Origin of the sequence: Amycolatopsis samaneae, from assembly GCF_039541975.1 — a bacterium.
In the GTDB taxonomy this organism is placed as follows: domain Bacteria; phylum Actinomycetota; class Actinomycetes; order Mycobacteriales; family Pseudonocardiaceae; genus Amycolatopsis; species Amycolatopsis samaneae.
The window spans coordinates 159,484-184,652 of sequence record NZ_BAABHG010000006.1 but is presented as its reverse complement, the minus strand read 5'-3'; the positions used below and the strand labels follow the sequence as shown (position 1 = coordinate 184,652).

The 25,169-nt window shown below is 69.3% G+C and carries 19 protein-coding genes and 1 pseudogene; 6 read left to right on the top strand and 14 right to left on the bottom strand.

All coding sequences use genetic code 11. The features are described 5' to 3' along the window. The first annotated feature begins 61 nt into the window (after window positions 1–61). Together ABD987_RS17485 and ABD987_RS17480 are read left to right on the top strand one after the other, a co-directional pair. Entirely contained in the window at window positions 62–1,255 is a 1,194-nt protein-coding gene (locus ABD987_RS17485) for a citrate synthase (RefSeq protein WP_345393953.1), read from the top strand. A 111-nt stretch (window positions 1,256–1,366) separates the two neighbouring features. Further along, window positions 1,367–2,320 (top strand): DNA polymerase domain-containing protein, encoded by a 954-nt coding sequence (locus ABD987_RS17480; RefSeq protein WP_345393950.1) that lies wholly within the window; start codon window positions 1,367–1,369, stop codon window positions 2,318–2,320. Window positions 2,321–2,456: 136 nt separating this feature from the next. Here the strand turns inward: ABD987_RS17480 and ABD987_RS17475 are convergent, their stop codons facing one another. Next, window positions 2,457–3,089: a DUF4232 domain-containing protein gene (locus ABD987_RS17475; RefSeq protein ID WP_345393947.1), complete on the bottom strand. Its 633-nt coding sequence runs from the start codon at window positions 3,087–3,089 to the stop codon at window positions 2,457–2,459. A gap of 253 nt (window positions 3,090–3,342) precedes the next feature. Between ABD987_RS17475 and ABD987_RS17470 the strand changes: the two genes are divergently transcribed. Further along, window positions 3,343–4,152 (top strand): inositol monophosphatase family protein, encoded by an 810-nt coding sequence (locus ABD987_RS17470; RefSeq protein ID WP_345393944.1) that lies wholly within the window; start codon window positions 3,343–3,345, stop codon window positions 4,150–4,152. 93 nt (window positions 4,153–4,245) lie between these two features. Here ABD987_RS17470 and ABD987_RS17465 read toward each other — a convergent pair whose 3' ends face one another. The 10 genes from ABD987_RS17465 to ABD987_RS17420 form a co-directional block, all read right to left on the bottom strand. Then, on the bottom strand, window positions 4,246–4,506 hold the full coding sequence (locus ABD987_RS17465; protein WP_345393941.1) for a hypothetical protein: 261 nt from the start codon (window positions 4,504–4,506) through the stop codon (window positions 4,246–4,248). Between the two features lie 42 nt (window positions 4,507–4,548). Next, the gene (locus tag ABD987_RS17460; RefSeq protein ID WP_345393938.1) at window positions 4,549–5,595 is read right to left on the bottom strand and encodes a serine hydrolase domain-containing protein; all 1,047 of its coding nucleotides are present in this window, start codon (window positions 5,593–5,595) and stop codon (window positions 4,549–4,551) included. Between the two features lie 29 nt (window positions 5,596–5,624). Then, a complete protein-coding gene (locus ABD987_RS17455; protein ID WP_345393935.1) occupies window positions 5,625–7,190 on the bottom strand; it encodes an ABC transporter ATP-binding protein in 1,566 nt (521 codons plus the stop codon). Beyond that, a complete protein-coding gene (locus ABD987_RS17450; RefSeq protein ID WP_345393932.1) occupies window positions 7,187–8,080 on the bottom strand; it encodes an ABC transporter permease in 894 nt (297 codons plus the stop codon). The genes ABD987_RS17455 and ABD987_RS17450 overlap by 4 nt, the downstream gene beginning before the upstream one ends. Next, window positions 8,077–9,033, bottom strand: coding sequence for an ABC transporter permease (locus ABD987_RS17445; protein WP_345393929.1), 957 nt, complete (start codon window positions 9,031–9,033; stop codon window positions 8,077–8,079). Before ABD987_RS17445 ends, ABD987_RS17450 begins: the two co-directional genes overlap by 4 nt. Window positions 9,034–9,103: 70 nt before the next feature. Continuing rightward, window positions 9,104–10,672, bottom strand: coding sequence for an ABC transporter substrate-binding protein (locus ABD987_RS17440; RefSeq protein WP_345393926.1), 1,569 nt, complete (start codon window positions 10,670–10,672; stop codon window positions 9,104–9,106). Between the two features lie 43 nt (window positions 10,673–10,715). Further along, window positions 10,716–11,150, bottom strand: a complete 435-nt coding sequence (locus tag ABD987_RS17435) for a thioesterase family protein (RefSeq protein ID WP_345393923.1) — start codon at window positions 11,148–11,150, stop codon at window positions 10,716–10,718. After that, entirely contained in the window at window positions 11,143–12,096 is a 954-nt protein-coding gene (locus ABD987_RS17430; protein ID WP_345393920.1) for a 3-hydroxyacyl-CoA dehydrogenase NAD-binding domain-containing protein, read from the bottom strand. Before ABD987_RS17430 ends, ABD987_RS17435 begins: the two co-directional genes overlap by 8 nt. Continuing rightward, window positions 12,089–12,982 (bottom strand): beta-keto acid cleavage family enzyme, encoded by an 894-nt coding sequence (locus ABD987_RS17425; RefSeq protein ID WP_345393917.1) that lies wholly within the window; start codon window positions 12,980–12,982, stop codon window positions 12,089–12,091. Before ABD987_RS17425 ends, ABD987_RS17430 begins: the two co-directional genes overlap by 8 nt. A gap of 10 nt (window positions 12,983–12,992) precedes the next feature. Continuing rightward, the gene (locus ABD987_RS17420; protein ID WP_345393914.1) at window positions 12,993–13,847 is read right to left on the bottom strand and encodes a TetR/AcrR family transcriptional regulator; all 855 of its coding nucleotides are present in this window, start codon (window positions 13,845–13,847) and stop codon (window positions 12,993–12,995) included. Between the two features lie 234 nt (window positions 13,848–14,081). On the opposite strand from ABD987_RS17420, the gene ABD987_RS17415 reads away from it, so the two are divergent. The 3 genes and pseudogenes from ABD987_RS17415 (at window position 14,082) to ABD987_RS17405 (ending at window position 18,197) form a co-directional block, all read left to right on the top strand. Further along, on the top strand, window positions 14,082–15,512 hold the full coding sequence (locus tag ABD987_RS17415; protein WP_345393911.1) for a serine/threonine-protein kinase: 1,431 nt from the start codon (window positions 14,082–14,084) through the stop codon (window positions 15,510–15,512). 45 nt (window positions 15,513–15,557) lie between these two features. Next, window positions 15,558–17,228: an SWIM zinc finger family protein gene (locus ABD987_RS17410; protein ID WP_345393908.1), complete on the top strand. Its 1,671-nt coding sequence runs from the start codon at window positions 15,558–15,560 to the stop codon at window positions 17,226–17,228. Window positions 17,229–17,279: 51 nt separating this feature from the next. Beyond that, window positions 17,280–18,197, top strand: a pseudogene (locus tag ABD987_RS17405) (restriction endonuclease). Between the two features lie 27 nt (window positions 18,198–18,224). On the opposite strand, the gene ABD987_RS17400 reads toward ABD987_RS17405, so the two are convergent. The 3 genes from ABD987_RS17400 to ABD987_RS17390 are packed head-to-tail and all read right to left on the bottom strand — an operon-like array spanning window position 18,225 to window position 25,044. After that, entirely contained in the window at window positions 18,225–22,268 is a 4,044-nt protein-coding gene (locus ABD987_RS17400; RefSeq protein WP_345393905.1) for a TIGR02680 family protein, read from the bottom strand. Then, window positions 22,265–23,509 carry a TIGR02678 family protein gene (locus ABD987_RS17395; RefSeq protein WP_345393902.1) on the bottom strand — a complete coding sequence of 415 codons (1,245 nt, stop codon included), beginning with the start codon at window positions 23,507–23,509 and terminating at the stop codon, window positions 22,265–22,267. Before ABD987_RS17395 ends, ABD987_RS17400 begins: the two co-directional genes overlap by 4 nt. Further along, window positions 23,506–25,044, bottom strand: coding sequence for a TIGR02677 family protein (locus ABD987_RS17390; RefSeq protein WP_345393899.1), 1,539 nt, complete (start codon window positions 25,042–25,044; stop codon window positions 23,506–23,508). Before ABD987_RS17390 ends, ABD987_RS17395 begins: the two co-directional genes overlap by 4 nt. Window positions 25,045–25,169 lie beyond the last annotated feature (125 nt).

The following is a 25,169-nucleotide window of genomic DNA, read 5'->3' as shown; positions in this document are numbered from 1 at the left end:
GCGCGGGAATCAAGTATTGTCAATATTGATCCAGTCAATATGCATGGGGAGATCGCAGGCCATGAGCGGTGCGCGTGACGAGCGTTACCTGAGTACCGACGAGGTCGCGCGCATGCTCGACGTCAAACCGGAAACCGTCTACGCCTACGTCAGCCGGGGCCTGCTCACCAGCGTCCGGGGGAAGGGGCGGCGCGGCAGCGTGTTCGCGCGGGACGAGGTCGAGGGGCTGGCCCGGCGCGGGGCGCGGGCGCGTCGGCAGAGCGGGGCGGTCGAGCGTGTCGGCACCGCGCTGACCCTCATCGAGGACGACGAGCTCTACTACCGGGGCCGCGTGGTCACGGAACTCGCCGTGACCCGCTCCGCCGAGGAGATCGCCCGCCTGCTTTGGGCGATGGAGGACGGGCCGGAGCTGTCCGCACCCCCGGCGCTGCTTGACCGAGCTCGATCGGCACTCACCGCGTTGCCGGAGCCCGCCCGGCTCACCGATCGGCTCCGGGTGATCGTCGCGGTCCTCGGCGCCGCCGACCCGCTGCGGTTCGACCTGTCGCCCGCCGCGGTGGTCCGGGCCGGCGGGACGTTGCTCGGCGCGCTCGTGGACGCGCTGCCGCCGGGGCAGGTGGAGGGCACGCTCGCGGAACGCATGTGGCCCAAGCTGACCGGCGAACCGGGGGGCCCGGCGCTGCTGAACTCGGCCCTGGTCCTGCTGGCCGATCACGATCTCGCAGTGTCCACAGTGGCCGCTCGCGTCGCGGCCAGCGCCCGCGCGAACCCGTACGCCGTGGTGTCGGCCGGGCTCGGCGCGATGGACGGGCCCTATCACGGCGCGGCCAGCACGCTGGCCCATCGGTTCCTCACCGACGCGCTGGCCGACCCGGTCGGGGCACTGTCCGAGCGGCTGCGCACCGGGCAGGGCGTGCCGGGTTTCGGGCATCGGCTGTACCGGCGCAGGGACCCGCGGGCCGATCTGCTGTTCCAGCTGCTGGCCGACCACAACGCGGCGGGACCGGTGCTGGCGGTGACCGGCCGGATCGGCGCGGAACTGGCGCCAGGCGGGCTGTTCCCGAACGTGGACCTCGCGCTCGCCGCGCTGGCGCACGCCTTCGGGATGCGGGCGGACGCGGGCGAGGCGATCTTCGCCGTTGCCCGCACGATCGGCTGGATCGCGCACGCGCTGGAGGAGTACCGCGAGCCGGGCCTGCGTTTCCGGCCGACCGGGGTGTACACGGGTGAACGTCCAGAGCATGCACCGAGTTGACCTGCGCTGGATCGGTGGGCAGGGTGAGCCCATGAGCGATGCTTGCGAGCGAATCATGGACATCGTGCGCCAAAAAGGATTCGACGCTGCCTCGCGGAGCGAGTCGATCGCATGAGCGGCGAAGAGGAACGGCAGGGCGTCAAGCTGACCAATCTCGACCAGCCGCTGTTCGACGGCGCCGAGGCGACCAAGCGCGTGCTGGTCGACTACCTCGAAGCCGTCGGTGACCGGTTCGTCCGGCAGCTGCGGGGCAGGCCGTTGTCGGTGGTCCGCGTCCGGCCGGGGCAGGAACCGTTCATGCAGAAGAACCTGCCGAAGTACACCCCGGACTGGGTCGAGCGGGTCTCGCTGTGGGCGGAGACCTCGCAGCGCCAGGTGTCCTACGCGTTGTGCGACGACGTGCGGACGTTGCTGTGGTTCGGCAACCAGCGCGCGGTCGAGTACCACCCGACGCTGCTGCTCGCCGATCATTCCCAGGGCCCGACGCACCTCGTCCTCGATCTCGACCCGCCGCCCGGCGACACCTTCGGCAAGGCGGTCGAGGCCGCCAAGCTGATCCGCGAGGCACTGGCGAACGACGGGCTGGCCGGCGCGGTCAAGACCAGTGGTGCCAAGGGCGTCCACGTGTTCGTGCCGATCGTGGCGGGTCTCGCGATCGACGACGTCGCCGCGGCCACCCGCGCCGTCGCCGCCAGGGCCGAGCGGATCGACCCCGTCCTCGCCACGACCGCGTTCATCCGGGAGGACCGGGGCGGCAAGGTCTTCCTCGACTCGACCCGCGCGGGCGGCGCGACCGTCGTCGCGGCCTACAGCCCGCGGATCCGGCCCGGCGCGCCCGTCTCGTTCCCGCTCGCTTGGGCCGAACTCGGCGACGTCACCCCGGCCGACTTCACCCTGCGGACCGCCGTCGAGCGGCTCGGCGACCGCGATCCGTGGGCCGAGGAGATGCCCGAGCCGCAGGAACTGCCCGCGGATCTCGTCGAGGAGGGACACACCATCCCGATCGCCAGGGTGCAGGCGATGCACGAGGGCAAGCGCCGCGCGCGGGCCCGCCGCGCGGACTAGCCGGATTCGCGGGTCTTCCTGCCCGAAGGACTTCGCCTTTTTGACCGAACGTCGCGGCGAATGAACCTTGCTCGGAATAGCGAAAGCGCCCTGGGGGAATTGCTTTCCCCGGGCGCGTTCGCTGTTCGTACTGTTTTTACTTCGCGGGGCGGACCGGGTCGATGTAGGTACCCGGGTGGGTCGCGCCGTCCTGCTTGAGGATGTGCATGATGCCGGGGGTCCACTCCACCGGCTGCGTGTTGTAGGTGTTGGGCGGGGTCACCTTCATGCTCGCGACCTCCCAGCCGGTCTCCTGGTTGGTGCCGAGGTAGGTCAGGTTCGAGACGGCGTGCTCGCCGGGGCGCAGGACCACCGCGCCGAGTGCGCCGTTGGTGCGGGCCAGGTCCCAGGTGGTGCCGTCGACGCCGGTCAGCTGGACGCCGGGGAAGCCGTTCACGCTGCAGGTGGCGTCGCTGTTGTTGGTCAACGTGAGCGGGACGCGGTACTGCTCGCCACTGATCAGCTGTGGTGTGGACGCGGCGACCCGCAGCGCCGTGCACGGGATCTTGTTGCCCGCGTTCGCGACACCGCCGCCGATGGCGGCCTCGTTCGCGGCCGCGCCGCCGCCGTTCGGGGCCGCGCCGATCCCGCCGCCCACGGCGCCGGAACCCTGCGGCGCGGGGGAGGCGCTGCCCGCCTGGCCGGTCGAGCACGCCCCCAGCGCGCCCACCGCCGCCACCGCGGCGATCGCCAGTACGCCCCGCTTGATGACCTTCGCGTTGATGCCCATTTTCATCCCCTTGAATAGTGCCTGCGTATTTGCGGTGTGTTTTTCGAACTCGCAAACAAAGATGTCCGGGAAACGAATAGGTGGCGCCGCTGTGATCTGGATCACCGAGGGGCAACGTTGTTATCGGCAGGCACTCGTGGATTGCTTTTCGCAGGTCATAGTCGTTCGCGAGTGGCTCGTTTGCCCGTTTGTGCGGCCGGAAAAGTGCGGAAGGGGCAGCGGGTGGTGGACGCGGCGGCTACCGTGAGACGCGATGAACGACTACGCGCAGTTCCTGCCGATCGCCCGCGCGGCGATGTCCACCGCCCGGGAGATCGTGCTCTCCCGAGGCACGTTTTCGGTGGCCGCCAAGGGTGACCGGGACATGGTCACCGACGTCGACCTCGCCGTCGAGGACGCGGTCCGCGACCTGCTCGGCAGGGAAACCCCGGGGATCCCGGTCGTGGGTGAGGAACGTGGCGGCCGGGCCGCCGACGGGCTGTGGTGGACGCTCGACCCGGTCGACGGCACCGCCAACTTCGCCCGCGGCATCCCGCTCTGCGCCGTGTCGCTCGCCCTCGTCGACGGTTCCCGCAGCGTGGTCGCCACGATCTCGGCGCCCTTTCTCGACGTCGAGTACTCCGCTGTGGACGGTCACGGTGCCTGGGCCGGGGAGCAGCGGTTGCGCTGCTCGGCGGTCTCGGAGATCGGCGACGCGGTGATCTCGCTCGGGGACTTCGCGGTCGGGGACGACGTCGACCGCAACCGGGTCCGGCTCGGCCTGCTGCGTGAGTTCGGCGCCCGCGCGCAACGGGTCCGGATGATCGGCACCTCGGCGATCGACCTGGCCTGGGTGGCGCACGGCAGGCTCGACGCCACGCTCAACCTGTCCAATCATCCGTGGGACACGATGGCAGGCGTGCTGCTGGTCCGGGAGGCCGGCGGCCTCGTACTCGACGAGGACGACACCGGGCACTCGGCGGATTCGACGGCGACCATCGCGTTGTCCCCCGGCCTGCGCGACGAGGTCATGGCCACGCTGCGCCGCACCGCTCGAGCCGCCCGCCTGAGCCGGAACGCCTGAGTCGCCCGCCTTCCGAGGTGGCCCATGCGCCCCAATGTGGCGTTCGGTGCGTTGAGCGCACCCAATGCCACATTGGGGCGCTCGACCGGTCGGCTACCGCTCGGCGACGCGCGCGTCGAACTCGGCGAGCCAGGCCCGGAAGTCCTCCGGCCCGTACAGAGGCCCCTGATCAGGACGGGCGGAGTCGGCCGCGCTCAACGCGTCGATGGTGTCCCACACCACCTCGTCCTGCACGTCTCCGGCTTCCTCGGTGAGCCAGGGCCGGGCCCAGCCGGCGGCTTCGCCGGGGGTGACGGTTCCTTCGGCCAGACCGGTGAGGAGCTTGCGCACCTCGTCACGAATGGGTTCGGACACGTGTGCGATCCTAGGGGAGAACGGACGCCACTGTCTTCCGGGTCACAGACAGGTCCTGAGCGCCGCGAGCAGCGTGGCCGCGCGATCGTCGACGTCCTCGGCCCGCAGTTCGTTGGTGGTGAAGGAAAACCCGAGGCCGTCCGCGGGCCACGCGCCGTGCCGTCCGCCGCCAGCGCCGGAGTGCCCGAACGCGACCTCGACGGGGCCGTACGTGCCGATCGGATCGGCCAGCTCGTAGCCGAGCCCGAAGCGCACCGGCCGGTCGTTGACCGCGTCCAGCCCGGCCGACCACTCCCGCGTCGCCTCGGCGAGCACCGGGGCGGGCACCAGCCCGGAGCCGATCCGGTCGTACAGCCGCGCCATCGCGGCCGCGGTCCCGGTCGCGCCGCCCGCGGCCAGTTCCGCGCGCCGGTATTCCGGGGTGTTGAAGGCCTCGCCGGAATCGAGCAGGCCCCGGTACATCCGCTCGACGATCGCGCGGCGTTCCGGGTCGGACAGGAACGTGCTGATCCGGTAGCCGGGTGCCCGCGTGACCGGGGCCAGCCGGTAGTCCTCGGCCGCCGGGGTGCCCAGGTGGATGTCGAGGTCGCCGAGCAGTCCGGGCAGGAGCGCGCCGACGTTCCGGCCGGTGACCCGGCGGATCAGCTCGGTGGCGAGGTAGCCGTAGGTCAGCGCGTGGTACGCGACCCGGGTGCCCGGCGTCCACAAAGGACGCTGTGTGGCGAGCGCGGCGGCGTTGCCCGCGTTGTCGAGCGTCGGCAGGTCCGCCTCGACGTAGGGGAGCCCGACGGTGTGGGAGAGCACCTGCGAGACGCGGACGTCCTCCTTGCCGTTCCGCGCGAACTCCGGCCAGTACGTCGCGACGCGTTCGCCGGGGTCGAGCAGCCCACGGGCGGTGAGCAGCGCGAGCACGGTGGCCACGACGCCCTTGGTGCCGGAGAACAGGACCACCAGCGTGTCCCGCGTCCACGCCACACCGGGGCGGGCCGAGCCGCCCCACAGCTCGGCGAGCACCTCGCCGTCGCGGACGACGCTGAACGCCGCGCCGCCGGACGTCCCGGCCAGGACGTCGTCGAACGCCTCACGCACCGCCTCGAATCCTGGGCGGACTTCGGGGTTCACAGGCGCGGGGTGTTGGTCAGGAGTTCACGGGTGTAGGGGTGCGACGGTCTGGTCAGCACCGTGTCGACGTCGCCGAGTTCGACGATCTCGCCGCCGCGCAGTACCGCGATCCGGTCGGCGACCTCGCGGGCCAGCGCGATGTTGTGGGTCACGAACAGCATCGCCATCCCGAGTTCCCTCCGCAGCTCGCCCAGCAGGTCGACGATCGTCGCCTGCACGGACACGTCGAGCGCCGAGGTCACCTCGTCGCACACCAGCACGTCCGGGGTGGTCACCAGCGCCCGCGCGATGGCCGCGCGCTGCCGTTCGCCGCCGCTGAGCTGCTCGGGCAGCCGGTTCGCCACCTCGCGGCCGAGCCGGACCCGGTCGAGCATCTCGGCGACACGTTCGCGGCGCTGCGCGCGGGACAGCGTGGTCAGCCGGGTGAGCGGCACTTCGATCGACTTCGCGATGCTTCGCCGTGGATTGAGCGACGAGAACGGGCTCTGGAACACGTACTGGACGCGGCGTCGCTCGTCGTCGCTGCGCTGCCGCGTCGACCCGGCGAGGGTGACGCCGTCGAGCGCCACGGTGCCGGTGAAGCCGGGGGAGAGTCCGGCGAGGCACTGCGACAGCGTGGTCTTCCCCGAACCCGATTCGCCGAGCAGCATCAGGCATTCGCCGCGCGACACCGAGACGTCGACGCCGCGGAGCACCCGGTTCTGTCCATAAGAGACGGTCAGGTTCTTCGCGGCGAGAACGGTTTTCCCGGCAGGAGTGACGTCGCCGCCGGGCGCGTCGAGATCCGGGACGGCGTCGAGCAGGCGACGGGTGTAGGCGTGTTCCGGACGGCGCAGGACCTGCTCGGCCGGGCCGGTTTCGACGAGGTCGCCGCGGTACATCACCGCGACCCGGTCGGCGATCTCGGCGACCACGGCGAGGTCGTGGGTGATGTAGAGCGCCGCGACGCCGTGTTCGGCGGTGAGTTCACGGACGGTCGAGAGCACCAGCGTCTGCGTCATCACGTCGAGCCCGGTGGTCGGCTCGTCCAGGACGACGACGCTGGGACGGCAGGCGAACGCCATCGCGATGCCGACCCGCTGCTGCTGCCCGCCGGAGAGCTGGTGCGGGTACCGGCGGCGGTAGCGCGTGTCCGAGGGCAGCCCGACCTCGGCGAGCACCTCGCCGACCCGGTCGTCGATCGACCCGGCGAATCCGTGGGTTTCCAGTACCTCGGCGATCTGCTTGCCGACGCGCAACGCGGGGTTGAGCGACAGCGCGGGATCCTGCGGGATGTAGGCGGCCGCGCTGCCGCGGAGTTTCCGCTGCTCCTGGGGCGTCAAGGTGAGGACGTCGACGGGCTCGCCATCACGCGGCCGGAGCAGGACCCGCCCGCCCGCGGCCGCAAGCCCGCGCCGGAAGTGGCCCAGCGCTGCCAGCCCCGCCGTCGTCTTGCCCGAACCGGACTCACCGACCAGCGCCAGCACCTCGCCGGGGGCGATCGCGTACGAGACGTCGTGGAGAATTCCTTGCCCGGACCGGGTTTTCACCGACAGCCCGGACACTTCCAGCGCGTGGGTCATGAGCGGGTCTCCCGGGTCCGCCCGGCCGCGGCCGAGGCGAGTGAGTCGGCGAGGAGGTTGGTGCCGACGGCGAGCAACGCGATCGCCAGCACCGGCAGGAGCACGCCCCAGGGCTGGACGACCAGCGCGATGCGGTTCTCGTTGATCATCAGGCCCCAGTCCGCCGTCGGCGGCTGGATCCCGAGGCCGAGGAAGGACAGCGAGGCGATGTATCCGATCGAATACGTCAGCCGGAGTCCGATCTCCACCATCAGCGGCCCGGTGATGTTCGGCAGGATCTCCTGCACCAGGATCTGCCCGCGTGGCACCGCGTACATCTCGGCCGCGCGGATGTAGTCGTGATCCCGCACGGCGACGGTGGCCTGGCGGGCGACCAGCGCGGTGCGGGGCGCGTGGGTCAGGCCGATGATCAGCACCAGGAGCCAGCCCTTCGGCCCGATCACCGCGATCGCGAGCAGCGCGATGACCAGCTGCGGGAACGACAGCAGGACGTCGTTGGCCCGCATGAGCAGGCTGTCGAGCAGCCCGCCGCGATAGCCCGCGATCATGCCGAGCAGCGCGCCCAGCACGATCCCGAGCGCGGTCGCCAGCACGGCGTAGAGCAGCAGGGTGGTGCCACCGGCGAGGAACCGGCTGAGTACGTCGCGGCCGAGCCCGTCCGTGCCGGCGATCCCGACCGGCTTGAACGGTTTACCCGCGAACTCGGTCGGTTCGTGTCCGGCGACGAGCGGGCCGAGCCAGGGGCCGAGCACGGCGACGAGGACCACCAGCGCGGTGAGCGCGGTGCCGATCTTGGCCTGCGGGAACGCCCACGCCGTCCGGAACAGTCCACTGTGGTGTGTCGGCGGTTCCCCTTCGGCGTCGGCGCGGGGGATCTCGACGGCGGTCATCGGCCTGCCTCCGTGCGCAGCCTGGGGTTCGCGAGGATGCCGACGACGTCGGCGAGCAGGTTCACCACGATGTACACCGCGGCGATGAGCAGCGTGACCGCCTGCACGACGGCGACGTCCCGCTTGGCCACCGCGTCGATCAGTGCCTGGCCGATTCCCGGATAGCGGAAGAGGAATTCGACCACGACGACGCCGCCGGTGAGCCAGGCCAGCTGGATCGCGACGACCTGGGCGACCGGGCCGACCGCGTGCGGCAGCGCGTGTCGCCGCAACACGACCCGCTCCGGGACGCCCTTGAGCCTGGCCATCTCGACGTAGCCGCTGTCGAGTACTTCGTTCATCGTCGCGCGCATCATGCGGGCGATGTACGGCGTCACGACGAGTACCAGTGTCACGACCGGCAGCACGAGCTGGGCGGGTTGCCGCCAGACGGGCTCGCCCGGTGTCGTGAGCGTGACGGACGGGAAGAGCTTGAACACCGTGGTGGAGAACAGCACGATGAGCGCGACCCCGATGACGAACTCGGGCAGCGCCGCGATCACCAGGCTGACCCCGGAGATCGTCTGGTCGGTGGCGCGGCCGCGGCGGACCGAGCTCCAGGTGCCGAGCGCGAGCCCGATCGGGACGGCCAGCACCGCCGCGAGCACCAGCAGCACCAGTGACGCGGAGATCCGGTCGCCGAGCAGCGCGGTCACCGGGCCCTGTGTCGACGTCGAGGTGCCGAGGTCGCCGGTGAACAGGCCGCCGAGCCAGTCGAGATAGCGCTTCCAGACCGGATCGTCGAGGTGCAACTGGTGACGCAGGGCGGAAATCCGCTCGGGCGTGGCCTGCTGGCCGAGGATCGCGCGGGCGGGATCGCCGGGCAGCAGCAGCGTCGCGACGAACACCAGCAGCGAGACCAGCCACAGCACGACGAGACTCACCAGGAGCCTGCGGAGAATCATCCTGCTCACGCCGCCTCCTTGTTTTGCGGGACACCCGCACCCGGTCGGCGGCGCGAGCTGGGGCTTCGCCATTGTGTGCTCACGCCGCCTCCTTCCCGATCCAGGCCTGCCGAAACTGGTATCCACCCAGGGAAATCCCGGTCCGGTCGGGGACGATCCCGGCGACGTAGAACTGGTGTGCGTCGACGCGGTTCTCGAAGGCCCACACGATCAGCCCGCCGCGTTCGTACTCGATCTTCTGCGCCTGTTTGAGCAGGCTCGTGCGTTCCGCGGTGTCCATGGTCCGGCTCGCCCGGTCGATCAGCGCGGCGAATTCCGGGTCGTGCCAATGGGTTTCGTTGTACGGCGACTTCGGCAGCGCGCCGTTCGCGACCTGGGGCAGATAGTTGCGCGTGTACCAGAAGTCCTGCGCGAAGTCCCACGACAGGTAGTTGTCACCGTAGAACGTGGTGGTGTCGAGCTTGCGGATCCGGACGGTCACCCCGGCCTGTTTCGCCTGCTGCTGGAACACCTGCGCGGCCTCGACCGCGCCCGCCTGGATCGGCGCCGTGACGAGCTCGATGTCCAGATTCGGATGCCCCGCCTCGGCGAGCAGTTTTCTCGCCGCGTCGAGATCCTGTTTACGCTGGGGGAGTTCGCTCGCATACGCCGGGTCGAACGGGGCGTACAGGTCGTTGCCGAGCTTGCCCTGTCCACTGAGGACCTGGTTGATCAGCTGTTCCCGGTCGACCACCAGCCGCAGCGCCTGCCGGACCCGGACGTCGTCGAACGGCGGCCGGTCCACGCGCATGGTGAACGGCAGCCAGCTCCCGGTCTCGGCGGTGAGCACGCGGACACGCGGATCGCTGCGCAGGACGTCCACGAGCGCCACCGGTACCTGGTCGATCGCGTCCACCTGGGACGAAAGCAGGGCGTTGATCCGCGCGTCGTCCTCGGTGAAGTTGATCAGGACCAGTTCGTCCACATAGGGCTCACCGGGCCGCCAGTAGTGCTCGTTGCGGGTGAAGGTGCTTTGCAGGCCCGGCGTGAACTGGGACAGCTTGAACGGGCCGGTGCCGATGGGCTTCTTCGGGTCGAAATCCGCCGGAACGATGCCGAGCGAGTACTGGCCGAGCAGGTCGTCGAAACCCGCGTTCGGGGCGCTGAGCCGGAATTCGACGGCCCGGTCACCGGCCGGGACCACCTCGGCGAGCATCGACAACGACGTCGCGCCGCTCTTGGGTGCCTTGGGGTCGGTGATCCGTTTGAACGTCGCGACGACGTCCGCCGGGGTGACCGGGCGGCCGTCGTGGAAACGGACGCCGTCGCGCAGCACCGCCGTCCACGTCCGGCCGTCCGCCGACGCGGTGAGGGACTGGGCGATCACCGGCTGGAGCCGGTAGTCGTGGTCGCGGATCAGCAGCGGTTCGTACAGGTTGATGACCCGCGCGATGTCCGGGTTGGTCGCCGGGCTGTGCGGATCGAGGGTGTCGGCCGCGCCACCGCCGGTGACGCCGACGCGGAGGGTGCCGCCGCGCCGGGGCGGCCCGGTGGGTGCCGGCGCGGCGAAGGTGGTGCCGCATCCGGCCAGCAGCAGGGCGGCGCCGGCGAGACTCGCGGACAGGAACCGGCGCCGGGACAGGGAATTCGGCCTACATCGCTCTTCCATGGTGGGGACTTCCGGGTGGCGGGGCGGGGTTCGGGGTTCGGGATCAGGCGATGGCACGCCCCGCGTAGTCCGGGACCTTCCTGGTGCGGTAGTTCCTGAGCTGCTCGGCGATCGGGCCGGGGAACGGCGCGGCCCCGCCCTCGGCGACGTGCACGGCGAGGATCTCTTCGGTGGCGACGAGTTCGCCGCCGACCCGCATCTCGTGACAGATCCGCGCCTTGCGGGCACCGAGGTCCAGCACGACGGTTGTCACGTCCAATGTGGACTCGGGGCCGACCTCCCTGAGATAGCGGATGTGTGCTTCCACGGTGTACAGCGAGGCACCGGTCTCGTCGCGGTACCGCGCGTCGAGGCCGACGACGTCCATCAGGTTCGTGGTCGCGTCGCCGAACACCAGCACGTAGAACGCCTCGGACAGATGTCCGTTGTAGTCGATCCACTCCGGACGGACAGTGTCGCGATAGGACAGTTCAGCCATCGCGACTCTCCCGGACCGCGCGCTGGACGGCGATGATCGCGCGGTCGCGTTCGGCGACGAGATCGGCGATCGACCGGCCGTCCGCCTCGTCAAGGCAGCCCTCGACCATGGCGTCACGCAGCTCCGGGGTCAGCTCGGGCGCGTCGAGCCGGGTCCACGGCGATTTGAGCGACGGGCCGAAGTGATCGAGCATGTGGGCCATCCCGCCCTCGCCGCCGGCGAGGTGGAAGGTGAGGCACGGGCCCTGCGCGGGCCAGCGCAGTCCGGGGCCGTCGGTGATCGCGGTGTCGATCTGCTCGACCGTCGCCTCACCGTTCGCGACCATGTGCAGCGCCTCCCGCCACAGCGCCTCCTGGAGGCGGTTGGCGATGAACCCCGGCACCTCGCGGTCCATGGTGATCACGGTTTTCCCGACGTGGCGGTAGAAATCGGCCGCCCACTCCACGGCCCATGGCGCGGTGAGCGTGCCGCCGACAACCTCGACCAGCGGGATCAGGTAGGGCGGGTTGAACGGGTGCCCGACCGCCAGGCGCTCCGGAGTCGTGGCGGAGATCTGCATCTCGGACATGCCGTAGCCCGAGGTCGAGGACGCGATGACGACTCCGGCCGGGGTCACGGCGTCGATGTCGGTGAGGAGTTTCTGTTTGAGCGCAAGATCTTCCGGCGCGCTCTCCTGGACGAAACCCGCGCCCTCGACCGCTTCCGCGAGGGTCGGCGTCACCGTGAGATTGTCCTTGCTCGCGCCGTCGGCGAGGCCCAGTTCGGTGAGCGCGGGCCAGGCGGCGTCGACCAGCCGGGTGAGCTTGGCCGCGGCGTCCGGCGCCGGATCCCAGGCGCGGACCCGAAATCCCCGCGCGAGGAAGTGCGCGACCCAGCCACCGCCGATGACCCCGGCGCCGACACACGCCACGGTGTCCACTGTGGATACTGTGGAGTGGTCAGACACGGGCACGCTCCTTGAGTCCGAGGATTTCCCTTGCCCGCGAAGGGCTCGCGATGTTCGCGCCGAGGTCCTGGACGATCCCGACGGCGCGTTCGACGAGCTGACCGTTGGTCGCCTTGACGCCCTTGGCGAGGTAGAGGTTGTCCTCCAGCCCGACGCGGACGTGCCCGCCGAGCAGCACCGACTGCGCCACCCACGGCATCTGGTCGCGTCCGATCGCGAACGACGCCCACTGCGCGCCGCTCGGCAACAACCGCACCATCGCCTGCAACAGACCGGGATCGGCTGGGGCACCGTAGGGAATTCCCATGCACAGCTGGAACAGCGGCGGCGCGTCGATCAGGCCCTCTTCGACCATTTTGGACGCGAACCACAGGTGCCCGGTGTCGAAGATCTCCAGTTCCGGCTTCACACCGAGTTCCTGGATGCGTTTCGCTCCGGTGCGGAGCATGTCCGGAGTGGACACGTACAGCTGGCTGCCCTCGCCGAAGTTGAGGGATCCGCAGTCGAGCGTGCAGATGTCCGGCAGCAGCTCTTCGACGTGCGGGAGCCGATCCATGGCGTTGACCAGATCGGTGCCGTCGACCGGCTTGAGCGGGTCTTCCTGGTCGATTACCAGGTCGCCGCCCATGCCCGCGGTCAGGTTGACCACGACGTCCACATCGGACTCTTTGATCAGCCGGACCGCTTCCCGGTACAGGGCGACGTCGCGGGAGGGGGCGCCGGTGTCGATCTCGCGGACGTGGATGTGCACCACCGCGGCGCCGGCGTTGGCGGCCTCGACGGCGTCGGCGGCGATCTGCGCGGGCGTGACCGGGACGTGCGGGCTCCGGCCGACGGTGTCCCCGGCGCCGGTCAGTGCGCAGGTGACGATCACCTCGTGGTTCACGGGCAGGCTCCTAGCTCACGATTGTGGCGGCGATGAAGTCGGTGAGATGGCGGCGCATGGTCTCCACGGAGCTGCCGGGGCGTCCGGTCAGCACCTGGATGCCGAGGCCGTCGATCAGGGCGGTGAGCCGGGTCGTCGCGTCGTCCGGGTCGACATCGCGGAACACGCCCTGCTCCTGGCCGGTCCGGATGGTCATGGCGATCGTCCGGAGCCAGCGGTCGTAGGAATCGGTGTAGAGGGAACTGAGCGCGGGGTCGAGCGAGACCTCGTTCCACACCTGCAGCCACACCGACCACTCGGCGCGCAGGACACCGTCGGTCGGTAGCTGGAGCTCGACGAGCCGCACGAGCCGCTCGCGGGCGTCGTCGATGGTGTGCAGCTCGGCGACCTGGCGGTCGAAGGCGAGCTTGACGTTGCGCCGCAGCGCCTCGTTGAGGACCTCGGTCTTGCTGGGGAAGTGGTAGTGGATGGTGGCCGCGCTGGTGCCGCAGGCCTTGGCGATGTCGGCGATCCGGACGCGGTGGTAGCCGCGTTCGGCGATCAGCTGCCAGGCCGTCTCGAGGATGCGGCGGCGCGGCTCGGACCGGGTGAGGTGCTCGGGGTCGCTCGCGGAACCGGCGGCGGGCGAGGGGACCGCGGTGACGGTCTTCGCGTCGTCGCTGCCGTTGAGCAGCCAGTTGACCGTGACGCCGCAGTACTCGGCGACGCGGACCAGTTCGTGCGGTGAGAACCGGCGGGTGCCGGTCAGCGCCTTCGAGAGCTTCGTCTCGTCGAGCCCGATCGCGGCGGCGAACTCCCGCTGGGCTCCCGGCATGGACCGGACCAGTTCACGAACCCTCGCCCGCAACTCGTCCGTCTCGCCCATGCCGGAAGACGGTAACCTCGTGTTGCGATAATCGCAAGAAATTGGCCAGCTCGACACCGGTGAGCTGCGACGTTGCTGGTAGTTGCCCGGCTTGCGATCACCGACTGACTGGCAGATCAGTCAGCTCGCAAGGCGGCGCCCGTCGCGGGACCTCGCGGTCCGTCACACGCGTCGTCGCCGTCCGTGTCCTGGCATGCTGGATCAGTCGCGCTCGATCTTTGCCCAGGATGGGGGATGTTCGTGGAAGCTCGCCGGATCGGTGATCGGTACCGGTTGCTCGAACCGATCGGTGGCGGAGCCATGGGCACCGTCTGGCGCGCGAAGGACGAGACACTCGGCCGGACGGTCGCGATCAAGGAGCTGGTGCTCCCGGACGACCACGACGAGAAGCGCACCGACGAGGCGAAGCAGCGGGCCATGCGGGAGGCGCGGATCGCCGCGCGCCTGACGCATCCGCACGCCATCGCCGTGTTCGCGGTCCTCGAAGAGGAAGATCGGCCCTGGCTGATCATGGAGCACCTGACCTCGACCAGCCTCGCGCAGAAGCTCGAGGAGGGGCCGCTGACCGTCGACGAGGTCGTGCACCTCGGCGCGCAGGTCAGCTCGGCGCTGGCCGCGGCGCACCGGGTCGGGATCGTGCACCGCGACGTCAAGCCGGGCAACATCCTGGTCGGCTCGGACGGCACCGCGAAGATCAGCGACTTCGGCATCTCCCGCGCCGTCGGCGACGTCAAACTCACCGCCACCGGGGACATCCTCGGCACGCCCGCGTTCCTCTCGCCCGAGGTCGCGCGGGGCGAGGACGCGAGCTCCGCCTCCGACGTCTTCTCCTTCGGCGCCACGCTCTACGCCGCCGTCGAGGGCAACCCGCCCTACGGCGAGTCGGACAACCAGATCGCGCTGCTCTATCGCGCGTCCAGCGGCGACATCGTGCCGCCCACCAAGGCGGAGCGGCTCACCCCGCTGCTGGTCCGCATGCTCGCGACCGACCCCGCCGAGCGGCCGTCGATGAGCGACGTCGAACGCGAGCTGAAGTCGCTGGTCGCAGTGCCCGCGGCGACGTTGCCCGCGGCCGCTCCCGCCTCCGCCGAGCCCGCTGTTGGGTCGGCCCCAGCTGCCGCGCCCGCCCCGTCACGGAACAGACGCGGCCTGATCTTCGTCGGCCTCGGCGCGCTGTTGCTGTGTGCCGCCGTCATCACCGTGATCCTCCTGACGCGTCACGACCAGACGCAGCAGAACGCCGCCTCACCCTCCAACACGCCGTCGACCAGCGCGGTCTCGTCGCCGTCGGAGACCTCGCCGCCGCCCTCGACCACGCCGTCGTCCACCCCTCCGTCGACGCCGTCCTCCTCGTCGACCCCGCCGCCCGCGGAGACCCCGGCCAAGGCGGTCGAGTCCTACTACGGCCTCCTGCCCGGGAACCTCGACGCGGCTTACGCGCGGCTGACCCCGAAGTTCAAGGCCGCACGATCGCCGTCGTTCGCCGGTTACTCACAGTGGTGGAATGGCTGGAAGGCAGTCGCCGTCTCCAACGTCACCGAAAGCGGCTCCAGCGTGTCGCTCCAGGTCACCTACACCTACCAGAGCGGCAACACGACGCGGGAAAACCTCACGCTCAACCTCGTCCAGCAGAACGGAACGTGGATGATCGACTCCCAGAGCTGATCCCGGTCGGCACGGTCGTTTCGGGCCTTGGCACCATCGGTGCCCATGGCGGCGATCGTGCTTGAGGAAGAATCGATTCGCAGAACGGCCGATCCACGTTCTTTCGCGCGGGGCAAGGCCTACTTCGCGTCCGGTCAGGTGCGCAAGCTGGTGATCGACGGGGCCACCGCCACGGCGACCGTCGACGGCACCGGTGTCTACCGGGTGCGGCTGCGCCTCGCGGCGTCCGGGCTCAGTGGGTCGTGCAGCTGTCCCTACGGCGCCGACGGGGTGTTCTGCAAGCACTGTGTCGCGGCGAGCCTGAAGTGGCTGGATGCCGGAGGCAAGCCCACCGCCGCGGCCCAGAAGAAGCCGATGAGCGACGCGCGGCTGAAGAAGTTCCTGCGCTCGCAGGACGTCGCGTGGCTGGCCGGGTTGTTGCTGGAAATCGCCGGGGCCGATCCGCTCGTCCGTGCGCGGCTCGAAGTCGCGGCGGGAGCCGACGCGCAGGACGCCTATGACGATCGTGCCCTGCGCCAGCGTCTTGAACAGGCGATCGACGTCCGCGACTACGTCGACTACGGCCAGGCGTATTCGTACTTCCAGCATGTTCACGACGCGATCGGCGGCGTCGCCGAACTGGCAGGCAAGGGTTTCGCGAACGACGCGATCGACCTCGCCGAATACACCCTCGAACTGCTGGAGGACGCCGGCGAACGGATCGACGACTCCGACGGTGGCCTGATGGACGCCTTCGCCCGTGTCGAGGAAATCCATTTCGACGCCTGCTCGGCGGCGCGGCCCGACCAGGTGCCTTTGGCCGAGCGGCTGGCGGAACGCGCGCTCACCAGCCCGTACGCGGTGTTCCACACGGCTTTGCCGGACTACGCGCCGGTGCTGGGCCCGAACGGCATGGCCCGCTACCGGGAACTGGTCGAAGCCGAGTTGGCGGACAACCCCTACACGGCGAGGAACCTGCTGGAACGGCTCGCCGAGTGCGAAGGCGGCGCCGACGCCCTGATCGAGCTGCTGGCCCGGACCGCTTCCAGCGCCGGTGACGTCCTCCGCCTCGCGGAACGTCTACGCCAGGAGGGCCGCGACGACGAAGCTCTCGACTGGCTCCAGCGCGGTATGAAGCAATACCCGCCGGATCCCCGCCTGCGCTCGATGGCGGCGTCCTGCCATCTCCTCGCCGGACGGCGCGCCGAGGCGTGCGAACTGCTGTGGAAGAACTTCGCCAGTTGGCCCAGTCTCACGAACTACCAGGAACTGCACCGAGCCGCGGGCGGCAAGTTCGCCGCCTGGCGTAAACGGGCGGTGGAGAAACTCCGCGCCCGCCCGGTGTCGACCGAGTGGTTCGCCCCCATGCCCCACGGCTCGGCCGGGCATTCGGTCCTGGTCGAGGTCCTGCTGTGGGAAGGCGACGTCCCCGCCGCGTGGAAGGCCGCCACGTCCGGCGGCTGCCGGGACGACCTGTGGCTGCGACTCGCCCGCGAACGCGCCAAGACCCGGCCCGGCGACGCCATCCCGGTCCTGCTGGCCGCCGTCGACCAGGCGATCAGGCTGATGGGCCGTGATCACTACCAGCGCGCGGCTCAACTCCTCGTCGAGGCCCGCGAGTTGTTCAAACGCTGTGGCCAGACCGCGGAGTTCAAAGCTCATATGACCGACTTGCGCGCCGCCCATAAGCCCAAACGCGCACTCCGCGAAGAACTGAACCGCGTCGGTCTTCCGTAGCCATGCGAGGATGTGAACGAGTCCTTGTCGAAAGCAATAGGTGAGGTGTAGATGGCTGTCCCGGAGTTCCAGGCGTTCTGGGTTCCCGTGCTGAATGCACTGTCGGATGGTCAAACACGCCATTGGCGGGAGGTTCGGGAACCGGTTGCGCGAGAACTCGGACTGACGGACGAGGATCACGACGACCAGCTTCCCAGCGGTCAAACGCGGTTCGACAGTCGAGTTCAGTGGTCGATTACTCACCTGTTTCAGGCGGGACTCCTGGCGCGTCCGAAACGTGGGCATGTGGTTATCACCGCGCGTGGCCGGGAGGTACTCGCCGAGCATCCCGACCGGGTCGACATCAAGCTGCTCGGCAGGTTCGAGGAGTACCGGGATTTCCGGACTCGCACGCGGGCGGCGGGCAGGGATGCCGAGGATGACGCGGCCGAGCTGGACGACCCGGTCGGCACGCCGCCGGAGGCCATCGAAAAGGCAGTGCGGGAGAGCAATGCGGCTCTGGCTTCGGAGGTGCTCGAGCGGGTCTTCGGCCAGGAGCCGGTATTCCTGGAACGTCTGGTGCTGACGCTGCTCACCGCGATGGGATACGGCGGACGTGCCGGCGCCGCGGAGCACTGGGGTGGTTCTGGTGACGGCGGCATCGACGGAGTGGTCCGGCAGGATGTGCTCGGGCTTGATCGCGTTTATGTATAGGCCAAGCGATACGCGCCCGAACACGCGGTTGGGCGCCCGGACATCCAGGCTTTTGTCGGCGCGCTGCACGGTCAGCAGGCGGATCGGGGTGTCTTCATCACGACGAGCCGGTTCAGTACGGAGGCGCGATCGTATGTCGAGCGCATTCCCAACCGGATCGTGCTGATCGACGGGCGCAGGCTGGCCGAGCTGATGATCCTGCACAACGTGGGAGTGCAGGACGAAAGCACGTTCGTGCTCAAACGAGTGGACGAAGACTTCTTCGAGCAGTCGTGACCCGGTGGTGTGCGCTGTGCTCACACCTCAATCCGGTTCGGCGGGCAGGAGATCGTGGCCGTCCCAGGTGAAACGGGCCGTGGTCACGGCGTCGTCGCCGTCGCCGCCGGTGATGAGCTGGTGGATGCCGATCCCGCTCAGCTCCGAGTAGACGCACCACTCGTGGTCGGAGGTGAGCATCAGGTCGAGGTCGAGCGCGGAGAGCAAGGCGAACACCTGCCCTCGGTTCGTGCTGTCCACGCCGACGAACACCTCGTCGAGCAGGATGATCCGGGGCGCTTCCGGTGCGGCCTGGTAGTGGGCCGCGACCGCGGCGAAGAGTGGTAGGTGCAGCGCGATGGCCTTCTCACCGCCGGAGAGCGCGCCGTGCAGCTTGCGGGTCAGCAACTGCCAGCCGTCGCCGTTCGCCCGGTCGACCTTGACCACGAAACGGTGCCACGCCGTGTAGTCGAAGACCTGGGCGAGTTGTTGTTCCCAGCTCGTCGCGGTGTCGTCGGCTTTGGCCTGCTCGATCCGGTCACGGAAGAACCGGTGCAGGGACTCGCGATCGGCGTCGGTGAGCCGTACCGGGTCCTTGAGCAGCAGATCCCGTGCGGCCTTCGTGCCCGGCGGCAGGTCGGGCGCGACCTGCCAGACCAGTCGCACGGCGACCTTCGAGGCGGTGCGGACCCGCTCCAGCCGCGAGTTCATGCCGTCGACCAGCTCGTTGGCCTGGCGGATCCGCGCGGCGAGATGCCGGCGGGTGTCCCCGGTCAGTGTCTGATCGAACAGCTCCCGTTCCCGCTCGGTGATCTCGTCGCGGCTTTGATCGGCTTCGGTGCGGAGGATACGCAGCAGTTCCGCGGCGCCGACCCGGAGACCGTCCACCACCGCGGTGAAGACCTGGACATCCTCGTCGGTTTCGAGGTCGAGGTCGGCACGGGAACTGAGCGCGTCGCGGCAGGTGTGCACGGACTCGGACAGCCGGTGCAGCGCGTCCCCGATGTTGCTCGTGGTGTGGGGTATCGACGGCCAAGCCGCCGCGACCAGCCGCGCCGCGTCCAGGGCGGCGCGTACACCGTCGCCAGAACCGAGCATGGCCTCGAACTTCGCGAGGTCGTCGATTCCACTGTCTGCAGGGAAAGTCCCCGCAGCCAGGCGGCGGAACCGCTGGGCGGCGGTGTCCCGTTGGACCGACGCCTCTTCGTGCACCTTCGCGTCGTTAGCCCGCTGAGTTTCCAGCCTGCCGAGTTGCGTCGCGAGTTCGGTCACCTTGTTCGTGGTTCGTTTTCGCTCGTCGTCGAGTTCCGTGAGCTTGGTGCGGAGTCCTTCGATTTCGACGAGAACTTCCCGGTAGTCCACGCCGAACGTGCTGTCGATCGCTTCGAGCATGGCGACCAGTTTCTGGTGCTCTTCTTCGGCTTCCTGTGCTTCTTCCTCGCGTTGTGCCGCGTGGTCCACCGACCGCTCTGCCTGAGCTGTCAACGAAGCCAGCGTTTGCCGGACCGTCAGTAGTTTGTCGTGCTGCTCCAGCCAATTCTCGGCCTGGTTGGAGAAGGCTCCGACCGACGTCGACAGTGTCGACAAGGCAGCCCGCTCGGTGGGCACACCGTGTTCGGCCGCTAAACCGATCAGGGCGTGCAGTGTCCGTGCCACGTCCTTTTCCCGCGCCGACACGGTTTCGGCGCGCTGACGCACGATCCGGTCGGCCGTTGCCAGTTCGAGTTCCGCCCTGGTCAGCTGCTGTGTGGCCGCGTCGAGTGCCGCGTAGCCGGGCCTGGCCGCCCGCTCGTTCTTGATCACTTGCCGACGGGTGGCGAGGGCGGCGAGTTCGGTTTCGAGCCGGGCGACGTCCACCTCGTGCTCGGAAATCTGGGCCCGCAGTTCGTGGATACGGCGTTCCCGGGCGCGGTGACGCGCGAGCGCGCCGATGTAGGCCGGATGATCCTTCTGCCAGCTCCCGAGGAGATTGCCGAGACGCCACGTGCCGTCGGCACCGATGGCCGCCGCACCCTCGGACGGCAACCTTTCGTCGAAGGCCACCGCTTCCAACAGTCTGCGCACGACCGGCGCCGGCGTTTCCGCGCCAGCTTCGGGCACGAGGACGTCGGCGAGCGAACGACCGGCCACCGAGGCCAGCGCCTCGGGTTCGGCGAAGATGTCGTGGCCCGGGATGTCGCCGAGTGGCCCGACCCAGGCGTCGAGCAGACCGGAGGCTTCGAGTGCGGCTTCGATCCCCGCGTACGCGCTCTCGGGCGTTGTCGCCGCGAAGTCGACCAAACGCCACAACGGTGCGCCCGTCATCGCTTCCCGGTCAGCCGTCCGGGTCGGTGGTGCGGCAGGCGGGAGATCCTCCTCGGTGCGCAGCCGGGCCACCTCGGCGGCGAGCTGATCCCGCTGTTCGCGACTCGTGGCCAGTGCCGTCGTCCGGGTCGTTTCCCGGCGGGTGATCTCGTCCAGGAACGGCGAGGCGACCGCGTCCACCGCGGTGAGCAGCGCGGTCTCGGATTCGAGGTGGTCGAGCAGGGCCCTGGGTTCGGGGAACACCAGCTCAGCGCAGGCCTCGGCCCACTCCATCAGCCGGACGCTCAGGTCGTGCAACGCCGTGTCCCGGTCGCGTGCCGCGGTGTCGAGCTGGTCCTGCGCCGTGGAGTACACCGACCTCGCGCCATCGAGGTCCTCCTCCGCTTCCTGGCGCCGCTCGATCGCGCGCTCGTGGCTGTCGAGGGCCTGACCGACCACGCGCAGCTGCTCCTCCTTGCTACGCACTGCCGCGCGTAGCAACGGCCGCGCGGATTCCGCCGCGGTGTCAAGCTGTGCCGTGATTTCGCCGTGCACGCTCGTCAGACCGGCGCGGGCGGCAGCCTGACGCGTCTCGATCTCCTGCGTCTGGACGATCTCGGCTTGCCGGCGCGCGGTGCGTTCGGCGTCCTGTCGAGCCTGCTCGTCACGATCGGCGAAGGCCCGCTTCTTGCCCGCGTCATCCCGGATCTTCCCGGCCTGCGTTCGCGCTTCGGCTGTGCGCTGACGCAGCCGATCCAGCTCCTGACCTTGTTTGTAGGCCTCGCTTTCGGTCAGACCGGCCTTCCGGGCCTCGGCCGTGCCGATTTCCGAAGCCAGTGTCTCGATGCGGTGCTCGGCGTCTTCCTTTTGCTGGGCAACGGTTTCGTACTGCTCGGCGGACTGTCGCGCGGCCTTGGCCAGTTTCTCCAGCTCGCTGGTCGCCGAGATCACCGACGCGGCACCGGCTCGCAGTACTCGCTGCGCGTAGGTTCGTTGCCGCGTGGCCAACGTCCGCGTCGCGGTGACCTCTGCTTCCAGCGTGGCGAGCCGTTCGCGTTGCTTGTCCAGCCGTTCGAAGCCCTCGGCGAGTTCGGATATTTCCTGCTGCCCCAAAGGAGGAAGCGCGCGTGAGAGCAGCGTCGACAACAACGCGGGGTCGAGCCGCTGCGACAGCTTGGGAGTACGAAGCTGGAGCAACGCGGTGATCAGGGCGTCGAACCGTTGCTCGGTCAAGGTGGGGAAGAGCGTCGACCGGATCTCCGCGCGGTAGTCGCTCGCGCTCGCATGCACTGTCCCGTGTGAGCCGAGCCGTTCCTCCAGTGCCTTCTTCGTCAGCGGCTGCCCGGCGTCGTTGACCAGACTGAGCCCCTCGGGCGTGCCGATGCGCTGTTCGGTCGTGAAGTAGTCCGGATGCACGGTCGTGGTGTGCGAACTCGCCTGCAGCCGTGCCCCGCAGCTGAACCAGCGTCCGGGAAACCGGAACTCCAGCCAGACGTAGCCGACGCGTGTCGTGCCGGAAGCGCCTTCACCCATGAGGTTCCAGTGCATGGTGCGTTCCCCGGTGCCGAACGTCGACAGGCGGTTCGCCCGCAGGTTCGCGTCGAAGAGGAACGGCAACAGCAGTTCGAGTGCTTTCGATTTGCCACTTCCGTTGGGGCCTCGGAGCAGCAGGCGCCCTTCGTGGAATTCGAAGACTTCGTCGTAGTAGCGCCACACATTGAGAATTCCGGCGCGAGTGGGCACCCAACGAGGCGCCGATGCGCCCGTCTCGTCGTCGTGCGTGGCGCGAGGAAGTTCGGTCACTGTCATGCCGGATTCTCCTCGGCGTCGGAGGTCCTGGTGCCACGCACGGCGTAGCGCGCGGCGGCTGGGAGAGGACGAACAAGGCCGGAGTTCAGCTGCGCCAGACCGAACGCGGTCAGCACTGCCAGCGCGTCGGCGGTCAGCTGACGGACACCGTCCTCGCCGCGGTAGCTCTTGGCCCAGCGGGGAAAGCGTTCGAGCAACTCCGCCGCCGCTGCCCGCAGCTGTTCGATCGTCATCGGCCCGGTCAACGAATCGAGCAACAGCAGGGCGGCGACCTTGGCGTTGCTCGCGTCGTCGGGGAACCGGGTGTCGGTCGCGATGCCGTCGACATCGACGAAAAGTACGCCCTCCGCCCGCTCTTCCAGCGCGAAACCACCTTGTTCGGCGGCGCGGCGAAGCAGTTGTCGGCCAGTGGGGGAAGCGAGATAGGCGCGCTCGTCGGTGGAAAGGTCATCGAAGTAGAGCACCGGATCGTCGACAAGGCGCCGGAACACAGAGTGCCTTAGCCACAGATTCCGCTGGACCTCGGAGCTTTTCGCCGAGTCGTCGTGCAGACCCGCGGCGAGGCCGTAACGACGCTCCCGGGAGACCGCGGCGACGAGTTCTTCGAACCGCAGAGCCACTTCGTCGACCGGCACCGCCAGGCGCGACGGGCCGACCGGGGCGGCGAGGAGACGCAGCAGCAGGGTCGCGTCGATCTGGTACAGCACCTTGGCGTCCGCCGATTCCACGAACGCCTCGGTCGTGCCGTCGACGACCTCAAGCACGCCGTAGGACTCCAGCAGCCGAAGGACATCGACGAACGCCATCCGTTCACCGCGGCTCGCCGTGTCGAAGGCCGCGACGACCTCATCGGCGCCGGTGGCCAGGCTGACCCGCTTTGCCAGCAGGCCGATGGTGGTCACCGGCGTCGCGAGCAGTTCGGCCGCGATCACACACAGCAGGACGTACCGGCGTCGGTCGAACGGTGCCCTGCCCGAGCGAAGCCGTCGGGCGGGACGGCTGGGATCGGTGGCGACGCGGACCTTGACCAGCCGGGCGTAGCCGAGACGTGGTTCGACGGTCAACGTCCAGCCGCAGTAGTAGTCGAACCACTGCCGGATCGGTTCGCGACGGCGGCGGACCAGGTCGAACGACTCCGGCTGGCTCCGCTCCGTGATCAACGGTGTGGCGAGCAACTGCCGGATGCCGCGGGCGACCTCTTCCTTCTCGGCGATCACCAGCTGGTTGGCGAGGTAGCTCATGCTCGACCTCCGCTCGCCCGCGGCACTTGCCGCCCGCCATCGGCCCTGATCTCGATTTCGTAGTCAGGGCCGTGGAACCGTCCACGCGGCGTGGTCAGCCGGGCGACCGCGCCGTCTTGGGGCGGCCACAACAGGATCTCGATCCGCCCGTCGGACGTCGTACTCCGCCGCGCACCACCGCGGTTAGGTGCGGTGCCGAGCGCCCTGCCCAGCAGATCGAGCAACCGCTCGAAGACGGCGTGATCGAGCCGGGCGAACGCGGACAGCCGGACCGCGCCACCGGTGTCGAGCATGTCCCAAGCGGCTTCGAGCTCCGCCCGCTCGGCGCGGGCCTGCTCGGCCCTGGCCGCGCGGACCGCGGCGACGTCGCGAACTCGGCCGGTCCGGGCGAATCGCTCGGTTTTTCCGGCTGTCCGCAGCAAAGGCGACACTTCGACCGGCGGTGCGTCCTGCCACGACGACGTCGAACTGACCAGTTCGGGATCGGGATGGGCGAGATGCGCGTGCCGCGCCGAACTCAGCCCGAACATGGTCGACCACAACCGATGCAGATCGTCCTGGGCCGGCACGACGGTGAACCACTGTGCCAGTCCCCGGAAATCCGCGACCGCGCTGCTGGCCCGCCGACGGGATTCGGTGATCCGGTCGAGCACCTGGAGCAGGGTGATGATCGCCCGCCGCGCCACGAGATGCAGCTGCTCGGCGCGCGGTGGCGACCCGTCCGTTGGCAGAAACCAGGCACGGAGCCCTTCCCAGCGAGCCCGGCGATGCCCCAGCCACTCCGGACCAGGATCGACACCGGACAGCTGGGGGAGATCGGCGCCGAGCAGCGCGCGTTGGTGCATCAGCCCGACCCCGTACTCTTCGACCTGCCGGATCCGGACGGCGATTCCGTGGGTGCGATGTTCGAGGTTGGTCAGGAACTCCTGGAGATACGTGACCGTCGAGGCCTTGACCTCGTGGAAGGTGGCCAGATTCGCGCCGTCCGCGCGCAGCAGCCGCTGGAGCTCGCCGTTGAACTGCTTGGTATTCCCACGTAGTGCTTCGAGGTGGCCCTCCAACTCGGTCAGCGTGCTGAAGACCCGTCGATCCGACCCTCCGTCGAGCTCCCGTACGAGGTCGCCGAGCCGGTCGGAAATCGCGTCGAGAACCGCGGTCTGCAACGCACCGGTCGAGGCCAGCACGCCCATCGCGTGCACCACCCCGGCGAACGCGGCTTCCCCTTGCCGCGTAAGGGAATACTGGAGGTTACGCCGCTCGTACTCGGTCGCCGTACGGTAGTTCTCGGAGTGATTCTGGATGACGTCGACGAGGTTCCAGTCACGGAGCTGGTCGAGTGCCCTGGCGAGATCCTCGTCCTCCAACGCGTCGAGCCAGCCGACCGACCGCAGCCGCGCGCGGACATCGTCGAGTCCCAGCGCCGTCTCGAGCCGTTCGTTGGCCTCACCGAAGGCATGCAGCACCGACACGTACAGCTCGGCCCGGTCGCCGCTGGTGAAGCGGAACATCTCGGGCGGAACACGAATCGGGTCCATCCTGCCTCCCACAGTCTGGTCGCCGACCACGGTACGGGGCGGCACCGACAGTTACTAATTCGGCCAAAAGTAGGCCGACCCCTACGTGGCACGTAACCGTTGCTGCGAAGTCATTCGGCCGTGGC